The organism is Mesorhizobium sp. C264A (genome assembly GCF_040324515.1).
Lineage (GTDB): Bacteria > Pseudomonadota > Alphaproteobacteria > Rhizobiales > Rhizobiaceae > Mesorhizobium.
Window position 1 is genome coordinate 3376446 of record NZ_JAMYVY010000001.1, and the last position, 12560, is coordinate 3389005.

The 12560-nt window shown below is 64.3% G+C and carries 14 protein-coding genes; 5 read left to right on the forward strand and 9 right to left on the reverse strand.

What is annotated here, in order from left to right; translation table 11 throughout:
* The first annotated feature begins 83 nt into the window (after positions 1 to 83).
* Positions 84 to 515 carry a GFA family protein gene (locus NKL04_RS16695; RefSeq protein ID WP_023687107.1) on the forward strand — a complete coding sequence of 144 codons (432 nt, stop codon included), beginning with the start codon at positions 84 to 86 and terminating at the stop codon, positions 513 to 515.
* Here NKL04_RS16695 and NKL04_RS16700 read toward each other — a convergent pair.
* Positions 505 to 1479 (reverse strand): hypothetical protein, encoded by a 975-nt coding sequence (locus tag NKL04_RS16700; protein WP_023687106.1) that lies wholly within the window; start codon positions 1477 to 1479, stop codon positions 505 to 507. The genes NKL04_RS16695 and NKL04_RS16700 overlap by 11 nt on opposite strands.
* Before the next feature lie 252 nt (positions 1480 to 1731).
* On the reverse strand, positions 1732 to 2235 hold the full coding sequence (locus NKL04_RS16705; RefSeq protein WP_023687105.1) for a glycosyltransferase: 504 nt from the start codon (positions 2233 to 2235) through the stop codon (positions 1732 to 1734).
* Between the two features lie 150 nt (positions 2236 to 2385).
* Between NKL04_RS16705 and NKL04_RS16710 the strand changes: the two genes are divergently transcribed.
* Positions 2386 to 3540: a PA0069 family radical SAM protein gene (locus tag NKL04_RS16710; RefSeq protein WP_023684378.1), complete on the forward strand. Its 1155-nt coding sequence runs from the start codon at positions 2386 to 2388 to the stop codon at positions 3538 to 3540.
* Positions 3541 to 3694: 154 nt separating this feature from the next.
* Positions 3695 to 4393, forward strand: coding sequence for a ribonuclease HII (rnhB, locus tag NKL04_RS16715; protein ID WP_023687104.1), 699 nt, complete (start codon positions 3695 to 3697; stop codon positions 4391 to 4393).
* Positions 4394 to 4609: 216 nt separating this feature from the next.
* Here rnhB and NKL04_RS16720 read toward each other — a convergent pair whose 3' ends face one another.
* From NKL04_RS16720 to NKL04_RS16750, 7 genes are all read right to left on the reverse strand, one after another.
* Positions 4610 to 5101, reverse strand: a complete 492-nt coding sequence (locus tag NKL04_RS16720) for a F0F1 ATP synthase subunit B (protein WP_023668483.1) — start codon at positions 5099 to 5101, stop codon at positions 4610 to 4612.
* Between the two features lie 10 nt (positions 5102 to 5111).
* On the reverse strand, positions 5112 to 5711 hold the full coding sequence (locus NKL04_RS16725; RefSeq protein ID WP_023668484.1) for a F0F1 ATP synthase subunit B: 600 nt from the start codon (positions 5709 to 5711) through the stop codon (positions 5112 to 5114).
* A gap of 91 nt (positions 5712 to 5802) precedes the next feature.
* Positions 5803 to 6027, reverse strand: coding sequence for a F0F1 ATP synthase subunit C (locus NKL04_RS16730; RefSeq protein ID WP_006206606.1), 225 nt, complete (start codon positions 6025 to 6027; stop codon positions 5803 to 5805).
* A 66-nt stretch (positions 6028 to 6093) separates the two neighbouring features.
* Entirely contained in the window at positions 6094 to 6852 is a 759-nt protein-coding gene (locus NKL04_RS16735) for a F0F1 ATP synthase subunit A (RefSeq protein WP_023702060.1), read from the reverse strand.
* Positions 6853 to 6917: 65 nt separating this feature from the next.
* Positions 6918 to 7310, reverse strand: a complete 393-nt coding sequence (locus NKL04_RS16740) for an AtpZ/AtpI family protein (protein ID WP_023668486.1) — start codon at positions 7308 to 7310, stop codon at positions 6918 to 6920.
* A gap of 265 nt (positions 7311 to 7575) precedes the next feature.
* Positions 7576 to 8760 (reverse strand): cell wall hydrolase, encoded by a 1185-nt coding sequence (locus tag NKL04_RS16745; protein ID WP_023668487.1) that lies wholly within the window; start codon positions 8758 to 8760, stop codon positions 7576 to 7578.
* A 136-nt stretch (positions 8761 to 8896) separates the two neighbouring features.
* A complete protein-coding gene (locus tag NKL04_RS16750; protein WP_023702061.1) occupies positions 8897 to 10192 on the reverse strand; it encodes an MFS transporter in 1296 nt (431 codons plus the stop codon).
* A 117-nt stretch (positions 10193 to 10309) separates the two neighbouring features.
* On the opposite strand from NKL04_RS16750, the gene NKL04_RS16755 reads away from it, so the two are divergent.
* Together NKL04_RS16755 and NKL04_RS16760 are read left to right on the forward strand one after the other, a co-directional pair.
* The gene (locus NKL04_RS16755; RefSeq protein ID WP_023687102.1) at positions 10310 to 11218 is read left to right on the forward strand and encodes a LysR substrate-binding domain-containing protein; all 909 of its coding nucleotides are present in this window, start codon (positions 10310 to 10312) and stop codon (positions 11216 to 11218) included.
* Between the two features lie 215 nt (positions 11219 to 11433).
* Positions 11434 to 12516, forward strand: a complete 1083-nt coding sequence (locus NKL04_RS16760; RefSeq protein ID WP_023701472.1) for a transposase — start codon at positions 11434 to 11436, stop codon at positions 12514 to 12516.
* Positions 12517 to 12560 lie beyond the last annotated feature (44 nt).

A 12560-nucleotide genomic window follows, 5' to 3' on the forward strand; every position in this document is an offset into this window, starting at 1 on the left:
ATGGCGGCTGCGCCTTCGAGAGGTCATTTCCTCCGGGTCGTCGGGCGGATAGTCTGTCGCCAAGTCAAGACGGAAGAGATCCAATGAGCGCGCACCGCGGCGGCTGCCATTGCGGCAACATCCACCTGACGTTCGAAACGGGAATCGAGCCGGCCGAGGTGGAGATCCGCGCCTGCCAGTGCGCGTTCTGTGTCCGGCATGGTTCGCGCGCCGCCGCCGATCCGCAGGGCCGATTGATCGTCTCGGTCGAGGACGAGGCGCGGCTGCACCGATACCGGTTCGGATTGCGCACCGCCGATTATCTCATCTGCCGCGACTGCGGCGTCTATGTCGCTGCTGTGACCACCGACGGCGAACCGAGAGCGATCGTCATCGTCAATGCGCTGGATCACCGGCCGCGGTTCAACCGCGAGCCGGTCCCAATGGACTATGATGCCGAGAACAAAGAGGGTCGCATTGCCCGGCGGCAAGCGCGCTGGATGCCGGTCGAGATCCGCTCCGGCGTCAGCGGATGACCGGCTCGCCGTGGAAGCGGCGGCGCGAGGGCGGCGAGACGCCGAAGCCGACCTCCATCATCAGCCGTGGCGTGGTGGACGGCACGGTGCCCATGTGGAAGCCGAACGGGTCCTCGACGAAGCCGAGGCCGGCCTCGCCGGTCAGCGTGACCGGGCTGTCGTCGCCATAGACCTTGAGCACGTCTTGCGCCGGATGGCCGACCAGCAGCGTCAGCTGGTGCTTGAGACTGCGCCTGTTGTGGCTGCCTTTGACATAGACATGCGGACCGGTGCCGGCATCGCAGGGTTTCAGATAGAAGAAGAATTTCAGCATCCGCCAGTCGTCGAGATCGAAATGATATTTGCCGAGCGAGGCAAGGTTCTTGTCGGCGTCGGAAGCCTCGCCGGTCGGAAAGCTCCACCAGACACGCGTGGTGATCAGCTTTGCCTGCCCGCCCAGATAGTGCTGGGCGATGTCGAGCAGCAGCGGGTCGTTCTGGATGGCGAGTGCCGCCTTGCAGCCGAGGATGCGCTCGAAATAGTGGCCGCTGAGCAAAGAGCGGCCGAACCGCTTCTCGGCTTCTGCGTGTTCTCCGGGCATGAATTCGAGCCGGCGGTCGAAATTGCCGAAGCACGGCGTGCTCTGAGCAAAGCTGGCGATCTCTTCGTGGATTGCCTGCGGAAGGACCAGTCCGGAGAACAGGCCATCGGTGCGCAGCGCCGCGACGATCGACTTGAGGTCGACGCCCCTGAACATCGTCGCTCCGGCACTCTGCGCGGGGCGCGCGGCTTTGGCGCCAAGCCAGTGCAGCTTGCGCGCCGGCATGGTGCGGGCAAGCACGAACATCGGCAGCCATGCGGGATTTTCGCGCAGGTCGGACAGATAGGTCGGGATACGCACCGCAATGCGGCGGAGCAGGCTGCCGTTGCGGGCAATGGCTTCCAGACTGGGGGCGCCGGATTTGTCAGGGGACGAAAGGTTCATCGGGGTCCTCAGATATGAACGGCAGCAACGACGACGCGGCGCTTGCTTACCGCTCCGGCACTACCCAAACCCCGATATCCCGCATCAACGGAATGCTAATCCCGCGTCAGCTTTTGTGCAATGCACAATAGCTTTTTGCGGCGAAAAAGAGGGATGGTGCTGCGACCGTGCCAATGCGGATGAGACGCCGACGCTGCCCCTCATCCGCCCTTCGGGCACCTTCTCCCCGTGAACGGGGAAAAGGAAGAAACATCACTTCTTCGGCGCCAGCCAGATTTCGGCGTCGAGCCGCCTGGTGGCGAGACCGCGCGCAAGGGCTTCGGCGCTGTGCGCGTTCTTCGACAGGGCAGCGGCCTGGCGCTTGCTGATGACCAGCCCTTCGGCCAGCGCCCGGTTGCCCGAAAACACCCGTGACAGGAACGGCGTGCGGCTGCCGCGCGCACGGCAAAAGCGCGCCGGCATGGTTTGCCGCGCCGTGTGAGCGACAACGTCGTCGATCCAGCCCTCCGCCAGCCTTGCGCCGGGTTCCAGAAACAGCAGCCAGTCACCCTTCGCCTGCCTGATTCCCGCGGCAATGCCGCCGGCCACGAAGTGGCAGCCGGCATGATCGGCAACCCGATGCGTCTGGTCGGTCGAGCCGGTGTCGCAGACGATGACATCGCGCACCACGCCCTCGACCGCGCCGCCGATCAACGAGGCGAGCGTGCGGGCAAGGCCTTCTTCGTCATCCCGGGTTTCGATGAGAACGCTGAGCATTTTTAGCCGAATAGCGGAAAGCCCGGCGCAGCGCCAGTTTTGCATGGCCCAACGAAAAAGTTCTTGCTTTGTTCTCATCAGCGAAATAGGATTATTTTCATGAACAGAGCGATTCGACAGCCAGCCGACAGTCCTTGGGAAAGGGCCAAAATGGAACATATCGTGCGTGCGGACATTGCTGCTTTCGGAGCAGGGCGAGCCGAGATGGCCAATGCGATGATCGAACAGAGCGGCATGCGCGTCCGTCCGGATCGCAACCGCGGCCGTTCCGCGGGCATCAACCCGTCCGGCCGGTTCGAGCCGGTCAGCCGGCATGTGTTCGACGACGGCTGGAATTCGCTGGAGGAATTGCCGCCGTTCAAGACCGAAGTGCAGGTCGAGAAGCCGCGCACCATCATCACCCGCAACGAATCGCCCGACATTTCCTTCGACCGCTCGATCAACCCCTATCGCGGCTGCGAGCATGGCTGCGTCTATTGTTTCGCCCGGCCGACGCATTCCTTCATGGGCCTGTCGCCGGGGCTGGATTTCGAAGCGAAGCTGTTTGCCAAGCCGGATGCGGCGCGGCTGCTCGACAAGGAACTGTCGAAGGATGGCTATCAGCCGCGCACCATCGCGATCGGCACCAACACCGATCCCTACCAGCCGATCGAGAAACAATACCGGATCATGCGCGAGATCCTCGAAGTGCTGGAGGCGCGCGGCCATCCGGTCGGCATCGTCACCAAATCCCATCTGGTGACGCGCGACATCGACATCTTGTCGCGCATGGCCGAACGGGGCTTGGCCAAGGTGGCGCTGTCGGTGACGACGATGGACCGCATGCTGGCGCGCACCATGGAGCCACGCGCGTCGACGCCGACCAAGCGGCTTGAGGCGATCCGGCAGCTTTCCGATGCCGGCATCCCGGCCTCTGTCATGGTGGCGCCGATCATTCCCGGCCTGACCGACCAGGAGATGGAGCGCATCCTCGATTCGGCACGCGCCGCAGGCGCCCGCGAGGCCGGCTATGTCATCCTGCGCCTGCCGCTCGAGGTGGCGCCGATCTTCAAGGACTGGCTGCTGCGCCATTATCCCGACCGCTACCGGCACGTGATGTCGCTGATCCGTTCGATGCGCGACGGCAAGGACTATGATTCGGAATGGGGCAAGCGGATGAAAGGCGCCGGCCCCTATGCCTGGCAGATCGGCCGGCGCTTCGAGATCACGGCCAAGCGGCTCGGCCTCAACGCCGAGCGGCGCACCCTCCGAACCGACCAGTTTGTCGCCGCCGCCAAGGCGACCGAGCAGCTGATGCTGCTCTGAGAGTAGCGCCTGCCCTGCCCTCGTGGTTGGCAGGCGACCCAAGAATCCCGTCCGGCCTGTCCCCCGGCCTGCAGACGGTGCCCTCCCGGTCTTGCCCCACTCGACCCTGGAGGGACTTGCGGAGAATCGGAGCCGATGCGAACCTCGCCGCAACATGGCTCGCGCGCGTTCCGATTCTCCGCTTCTTTTAGAAATCGTCGAAAAGCCCGACTTCTCCTTCGAGACGAAGGCGATGGCTGAAGGCCTGTGGCCGGTGGCAGGCATGGACGAGGCCGGCCGCGGTCCGCTGGCCGGGCCGGTGGTGGCGGCGGCGGTGATCCTCGATCCCGCCAACATTCCCGACGGGCTAGACGATTCCAAACGGCTCAACCATTTGCAGCGCGAGGCGCTGTTCCTGAAAATCCTGGGGTCAGCGCTCGGCGTGTCGATGGCCTCGGTCAGCGCCGAAGGCATTGACGGCAGCAATATCCTCAAGGCCAGCCTGGAAGCCATGCGCCGCGCCCTTGCCGGCCTGCCGATCCAGGCGAAGCTGGCGCTGGCCGATGGCCGCGATGTGCCGCCGGGCCTCCTCTGCGAAGGCCGCGCGCTGATCAAGGGCGACCAGCGCTCGCAATCGATCGCCGCCGCCTCGATCGTCGCCAAGGTGATGCGCGACCGCATGATGTGCGGCTGCGGCAGCCACCACGAACGCTACGGGTTCGAAGTCCACATGGGCTACGCCACCGTGCGGCACCGCACCGCGATCGAAGCGCATGGTCCGGTGGCAAGGCTGCACCGGGCGTCATTCGCGCCGTTCAGGCTGGGTGGAGTTGAGGTGGTTGAGGAAGAAGGGTTTGTCGGGTTGGACAGCTAATCTCCCCCCTTGAGGGGGAGATGGCCGGCAGGCCAGAGGGGGGTCGCCGCGCGTGAAGCGCCAGCCCTTCTTCGCAGCAGAATGCGTCGCGCCCGGTCGCACCGACCCCCTCTGTCGCCTTTGGCGACATCTCCCCCTCAAGGGGGGAGATTGTCCGCGCTCAACAAAAAAGCCGCCAGGTTGCCCGGGCGGCTTGATGTCAGCGAGTTACCCCGCTCAGTTCAGCCTGGCCTTCACGTCCTGCAGCGCGGACTTGAACAGGTCGGCGCCGGCCTTGGCGTCGATCTTGCCGGCAAGCAGCGTGCGGGCCGCCTCGACGGCGATGTCGACGGCGCTGGCGCGCACTTCGGCGACGGCTTCGCGCTCGGCCTGGCCGATCTTCTGCTCGGCAAGCGCGGTGCGGCGGGTGACATAGTCTTCGGTCTTCTTGTGCGCCTCGGCGGCAAGCATGTCGGCCTCGCGCTTGGCGGCAGCGACGATGGCTGCGGCCTCCTGCTCTGCTTCCTTGCGCTTCTTCTGGTATTGGCCGAGCAGTTGCTGGGCCTCTTCGCGCAACCGGCGGGCTTCCGCAAGCTCGTCGCTGATCTTGGTCGCACGGGCGTCGAGCGACTTGGCGATCAGGCCTGGCACCTTGATGTAAACGGCAACGCCGAGGAAAATGACGAGGGCAACTGTTGCCCAAAGCGTTGCGAGAGATGTGGCGTCCATGATGTGCTCCTCACCGGGCCACGGATTTGACCGCAGCCGAGATCTCGGCCTTGCTCGTCTTGCCGCCGACAAGCGCATCGACGATGGCTGAAGCGGTGTCCTCGGCAATCGTGCCGACTTCCTTCATGGCGTTGGCCTTGATGGAAGCAATGCTGGCCTCGGCCTCGCCGAGCTTCTTGTCGAGGGCGGCCTCGACCTTCTTGCGGGCAGCCTCGGCTTCAGCCTTGGCAGCGTCGTTGGCCTGCTGGCCTATCGCGTTGGCCTTGGCCTTGGCTTCCGCAAGTTCCTGCTCGTAAGCGGCAACGGCGGCGTCGGCCTCGCCCTTCAGCCTGGCGGCCTGGTCGAGGTCCTGCGTGATGCGATCGCTGCGGACGTCGATGATGCCGCCAAGGCGCGGCATCACCACCTTCTTCAGGAACAGATAGAACAGCCCGAACGTGATCGCCAGCCACAGAAGCTGGGACGGAAACGTCGCCGGATCGAATGGCGGGAACGTGCCGTGCGCCTCGGCAGGCACGCCGGCGCCGGAATGCGTGCCGCCTTCCGTACCGGTATGGGCGCCTTCAGCGGCGGGTGCGGACTCTTGCGCAAACGCAGATGTCACGAACATGGACTATCCCCTGATATCAGGCATGGCCGCAGGAATGCGGCCAGCCAATTCTTCCCAATGCTCGTCCGACCGATATTGGCCGAACAGGGGCTCAGCCGAACAGGGCGAGAAGCGCGATGAGAAGCGAGAAAATGCCCAGAGCTTCGGTCACGGCGAAGCCGAAAATCAGGCGGCCGAACTGGCCATCGGCGGCCGACGGATTGCGCAGGGCGCCCGCCAGGTAGCTGCCGAAGATGTTGCCGAGGCCAATGCCCGCGCCGCCCATGCCCAGGCAAGCGATACCGGCGCCGATGTACTTTGCTGCTTCTGCGTCCATTTTAAACTCCTTTGGATCTGTAATTCGTTGCAATTCCATCCGGCGAAAGATGCCGGAAATTCTAGGTCAGTGCCCGGGATGCAGGGCGTCGTTCAGATACATGCAGGTCAGCACCGCAAAGACGTAGGCCTGCAGGAAAGCGACCAGCAATTCCAGCGCGGTCAGCGCGACTGCCATGGCCAGCGGCAACACCGAACCGGCAACGCCGACGGCGCCGAGCGCGCTCAGGCTGACGACGAAGCCCGAAAACACCTTCAGTGTGATGTGGCCGGCCAGCATGTTGGCGAACAGACGAACCGAGAGGCTGACCGGGCGCGACACGAAGGAGATCACTTCGATCAGCACCACCAGTGGCAGCAGGAACACCGGAACGCCATGCGGCACGAAGAGCTTGAGGAAACCCAGACCGTGCTTCGTGAAGCCGTAGACAACGACGGTTCCGATCACCAGGGCTGCGAGGCCGAAGGTGACGATGATGTGGCTGGTGACGGTGAAGAAGTACGGGAAAAGGCCAAGCAGGTTGGCGACCAGTACGAACATGAACAACGAGAACACGAAGGGGAAGAACTTCATGCCCTGCGTTCCGGCGGCGTCGCGCAGCATGTTGGAGACGAACTCGTAGCCCATTTCCGAAACCGACTGCAGGCGCCCGGGAACAAGGCTGCGGCTGGAGGTCGAGAGGTACAGAAACGCCGATGCGACGAGCACGGTCGCGACCATGAACAGGGACGAATTGGTGAAGGACAGGTCATAGCCTCCGATATTGATCGGAATCAGCTTGACGATTTGGAACTGGTGGATCGGATCGACCTTGTCAGCAGCCATTTACATCCCCGTCAAAACCGCGAGCGGCCTTAAGTGTCCTTGTGCGCCATTGGCGGCGCGCCATTTCATTCTTTCGGATCGTGCGACTTCTCGCTTTTTCCGAATTCCGCCACAACACCTGACGAACGCAGGACATTGAGCACGCCGGCGCCAAAGCCCAGCAACAAGCCGACGACCAGACCCCATGGCGAGGTTCCCGCCACGCGATCCAGAAACCAGCCAAGGCCCACACCCACCACTATCCCGGCGATGAACTCGCTGGACAGCTTGAGCGCCTGGCCATATCCGGCCGTCGCTTTCGCGCCGTCATTCCCCTCGAGCTGATCCGGCCGTCTTGTCGCAAGCGATGCTCCAAGCTCACGCCGGCGGCGTTCGAGATCTTCGTCGCGGATGTCGGCCTCGTGCTTGCTGCCGCGGCCGGTTTCTCCGGTTCCGTCTGGCCCGTTCTTGTCGGCCATCGTAACCCCCCTGCCCGGTCAGACCGTCACCGTCCGTCCGCTTCTAAAGTCGCCGGCAACATAGTTAGAGGGTTTGCGCCCGTCAAGCCACGGGCGGGACTTCAAAGCCATGTATTTTTTCTATTGGAATCAACCACTTGGCGAGGTGCGACATCGTGCCCGGCACTATCGGGTCGGCACATGCCCCGAATCCGTCCGGCGACCGCTGTCCGATTTCGGCTTCCAGGGCCTTTGCGGTTCGTTTGCGACAGGCAAGCCGAAGGGCTCAGCTCCAGCCGCCGCCATACGTGCGGTAGAAGATATGCAGGCCGATCTTGGTCATCTTCTGCATCGTGCGCGCCCAGCCCGGATGGACATAGTTGGCGTAGTAATGGGTCGATGAGCCGACTTCGGGAATGAAGATCTTGCCGGCGGTGACCGCCATCGCGACGTCCTGCGCGGTCTTGTAGTGGGCGGGGCTCTCGATGCGCTTCTTGCGGCCGTCGCAGGCGAAGGAGAACTGGCAGCGGTTCAGCCAGTTGTCGTTCTGGTAGACGACGCCGCAAATCGAGTTCGGATAGGCCGGATTGCGGACTCGGTTCAGAATGACCTGCGCGACGGCGGCCTGGCCGCGCACGGATTCGCCGCGCGCCTCGAAATAGATGCCGTTGGCAAGGCAGGCCTGCTCCTTCGTGGAGAAGACGCTGGCCGGCAGCGGGTTCTGGATCCACGAATGATCGCCCTTGGCCATCGGCGGAATGAAGCGCCCGCTGCTCGGCTCCTCGTCCTGCAGCAGCGCTTCGAAGGGCGAGGCCTTGGCGTAATCTGGTTCGGCCTGGGCATAGGCGGTGGCCAGCACGTCCGGTCTGTCATTGTTGACGAGGGCGGCAAGCATGGCCGGCACGCCGGGATCGGGCTTCTTGTCCACATTGGTGTGGAAGGCCTGGGCGATCTGGATTTCCTTGCCCTTGATGCCGGGCTTGGCGAAGGCGAGCTTCAGGCCGCTGTCCATGCTCGGCCGCAGCAGCGAGGACGTGCGCTGAAAGATCGAGCCGGCATTGAAGTTCTTCGGCGGCGCCACCGGCGAGACCTGGATGATGCGGCCCTTCTTGTCGGCGCGCATGATGCGGTCCTCGTCGGGCGTGATGCCGGCGACATTGCCCTTGCCGCGAAACGAGACCTTGCCGACGCCGGGCAGGCGCACGCCCGAGCCCGAGAGCGAACCGGTGGTGACGGAATCGATGAAAGGCATTTCGGCGGCATGAACCGAGCCGGCGACGGAGCGCTCGACATAAGAGTTCCAGCGGGTGCCCGAAGCTTCGAGGCCGGAAATCAAGCTGCCCATGTCCTGGTAGGCGACGACGGTCGGAAAGCCGATCCAGATGCCGAGCCCGATGACCAATGGCGATACGAAGGAACGTTTTTTCTCACCGGCGGCGGCGGCCAGCCGCTTCAGGACACGTCGATGCACGGGGAACTCTCCAGAAACGCCACTGAGCCACTGGAGAGCCAAAGTGAAGCATTAACCTTGATGCGGGGTTAACGCGGTTGATCGTGTTTTTCCGAAGCGGCCCGAAATAGGACGCCGTTTGCCGACCGGCAACCCGTCAGTTCGGCCGCAGGAAAATTGGCCATGCAATCAAGGCGCAGAGCGCGCCCACCAGCCAGACGCCAGGCCACGACCAGATGAGCAGCAATGCCGGAATGGCGGTCGGCACCACGAAGAAGGCGATGAAGACGAAGCTGTTGGCAAGACCGAGCGCGGTTCCGGCGCGGCTGGCGCCGGCAAGCGTGGCGAGTTCGGTGTAGGCGACGCCATGCCAGGCGGAGACCGAAATGCCGGCAACGACCAGCAGCACGTCGATCGCCGGGATCAACGCGGCATGGGCGTCTGGCGTGGCTCCTGCCGCCAGGACCAGCAGCCCGACGGCCGCGAAGCCAAGCGCGCTCGTCATGCTGCAGAGGCGCAGGAACCAGCGGCGGTTGCCATGGCGGTCGGTGAAGCGGCCGCTCCAGACGCGCATCACCATCGCGCCGGTCTGCACCGCGGCAAGGCTGGCGCTGATCGTGAGCGTGGCCATGCCGGCGAAATCGTGCAGGAAGACGGAGGCGAAGGTGAGCACCGCCACTTGCGGAAAGCAGAGCAGGCCGATGGCGGTGGCGATGCGCCAGACCTCGACATTGCGCAGCGGCGCCGGACCGCCCGACTTTGCCATGGCCATGCTGCCGGCATTGTCCAGTTCCGGCGGCTGGTGCAGCCATCGCCAGGCAAACAGCGCAGAGACGGCGTTCATGGCGGCCAGCAGCCCGAAGACCGCCGCGAAACCGTGCACCGATGCCAGCGACGGCAGGACCAGCGCGCCGAGCCCGCCGCCGAGCGGCACCGCGGTCTGCCTGATGCTCATGGCAAAGCCACGTTCGCCTTCGTGGAACCAGGCCATGATGGCGCGGCCGCTGGAACCGTTGACGCTGCCGCCGAGCAGGCCGGTGACCAGAAGGCATGCGGCCAGCATTGCGAGGCCAGGCACATAGGTCACTGAGGGCACGATGAACAACGCCATCAGGGCGAGCCACGCCGCTGTCGCACCAAGGCCGGTCAATAGCACGCCGCGATCGCCCCAGCGGTCGGTGAGCAGACCCCAGGGCAGTTCGCTCAAGGCAACGCCCAGTCCGAGAAGACCGAGGACCAGGCCGAGATTGCCATTGCTCAAGTGATAGCCCGACCGCAGAAACACCGCCGCCGCCGGTATGCCGGCGAAGGTGGCGGAGAAACTGGCATTGGCGGCAACGCCGATGCCAAGCACCTTCCAGCGATGATTGGCGCGAAATCGTTCAGCCTTCGACGTGACGGCGGCGGCTCGGCCAACCCGGCCTGGCTCACAATTTGCGTCGGCAATCGACATGGCGGGACTCCTGTTGATGCCCTTTCGGGACCTTGACGCCTCGTCTTTACCGCCATAACTTCATCCCGAATATCGGGAAGTTTTTGACAATTGTTCCCGAAAAACAGGATCGTTGTGATGCGCCGCGTAACCTTCGACCTCGATGTCCTCCGAAGCTTCGTCACCGGCATGGAACTCGGCAGCTTCGCCAAAGCCGCCGACCGGCTTGGACGCTCGACCTCGGCGGTGAGCGCGCAACTGAAGAAGCTGGAGGACCAGGCGGCGACGCCGATCTTCCGCAAGTCGGGCCGCGGACTGGCGTTGACCGAAGCCGGCGAAACCATGCTCGGCTATGCCAGGCGGCTGCTCGAGTTGAACGACGAGGCGGCCTCGGCCATCCACGACGTGGAACTGGAAGGCTGGGTCAGGCTCGGCCTGCAGGAGGATTTCGGCGAGGCGGTGCTGCCGGAGGTGCTCGGACGCTTCGCCCGCGCGCACCCCAAGGTCAAGATCGAGGCGCGGATCGGGCGCAGCTATGAACTCGCCGAGCGGATCACATCAGGCAATCTCGACATTGCGCTGGCCTGGGACAGCGGCCAGGCGCTGCCTTACAGCCGGCATGTCGGCGACGCGCAATTGCGCTGGATCGGGCCGGCAAAGCTGATCGAGACCAGGCTGCGCGAGGGCGAGGCACTGCCGCTGGTGGCACTGGAAGCGCCATGCCTGCTGCGCACGGTGACGACGGAAACGCTCGACCGCGCCGGCCTGCCATGGCGGATGGCCTTCTCCAGCCCCAGCCTTGGCGGCATCTGGGCGGCGGTCGCCGCCGGCCTCGGCCTGACCATCCGCACGGATATCGGCCTGCCGGCCAATGTCAGGGCGATGGCGCCGCAAACGCTGGGCTTACCCGCGCTGCCGACCATGGCGCTGGTGCTGCACCAGAAAGACGCCGAACTGGACCCGGTGGCGGCGCGGCTGGCGGATATATTGTGGCAGGCGGCGGTGGCGGCGCTGCCGCAGGACGAGCGGTTGAGAGAGGTCGCTTAGACGCGGTGATCACCCGGTGTCGCGTTCCGTCACACCCCCCTCTGTCCTGCCGGACATCTCCCCCTCAAGTGGGGAGATTGGCTGTCACGTTTGCTTTCGCCAATCACAAACGCTGGGGAAAAGGTGCGAGAGAGAAGCTGCCAATCTCCCCCCTTGAGGGCATAGGCGCTAAGATAGGTATTGCCCTGCGGAATCGGGTGTGATTCTACACTGCGATGACACACGAATCGCTTGTTGATGACGGCTGGGCCGAGACGATTGAGCTTCTGGGCGGCGAAGAGTTGATCGCAGCAAGTGCCCGCGAGACGAAGGCGTTCCTGCGCCCGCGCGGCGTCAGGTCGGCGAGCGACCTGTTGCGCCTGACACTGGCTTACTGCCTTGGCAAGGTTGGCATGCGGGGCGTCGTGGCCTGGGCGGCGGCGAGCGGGATAGCCGACATTTCGGACGTGGCGTTGCTTGGCCGGCTGCGCAATGCAGGACCATGGCTGCAGCAGTTGATTGGGCACCTTTTGAAGCGCGAGGATGCAGGTTTGGCCAAAGGCCGACTGGTTCGCATCCTCGATGCGACAGCGGTTGCCAAGGCCGGTGCGTATGAGAAGAAGAACAATGGTCTTTGGCGCATGCACTGCGCCTTCGAGCTTGAGCGCGAGCAGTTCGACTTCATCGAGATCACCGACCAGAGCGAGGCCGAGTTGATCGACCGCGTGCCGGTGGTGCCGGGCGAGATCCGCATCGGTGACCGCGCCTATCTGCAGGCCGAGCGGATCGCCAAGGTGATGGCGCAAGGCGGCGATGTTGTTGTGCGCGCGTCGTGGAAAAACGCGCGATGGCTCGACGCCAACGGCAGGGCGTTCGATCTCATCGGCTACCTGGAGAACTGCCGGGAGGAAGTCTGCGAAACGCCTGCCCGGCTGGCACTCAAGAAGGGCGAGCCTGTGAAGATGCGCCTGATCGCCTTGCGCAAATCCGAGGCCGCGGCACAAGAAGCGCGGCGCAAAATCAACAAGGAAGCCAGGGCCAAGGGCAACAAGGTTCAACCGCAGACGCTGATTGCGGCCGGCTTCGTCCTGCTTGTGACCTCGCTTGACCGGGAGGAGTTTCCCGCCGATACGGTCCTCAAGCTCTACCGCATGCGCTGGCGCATCGAACTCGCCTTCAAGCGCCTGAAGAGCCTGATCGGGCTGCGCTCTCCTCCCGCCAAAGACCCAAGGATCGCAAGGCCTTGGATCCTTGCCCACTTCCTCATCGCGCTCGTGACCGAACCCCTCTCGCAGGAGTTGGGTGTCTCTCCCCCTTGAGCGACGGGCGCCCGCTACTGTGGCGCGCAACCCGCCAGATCGTC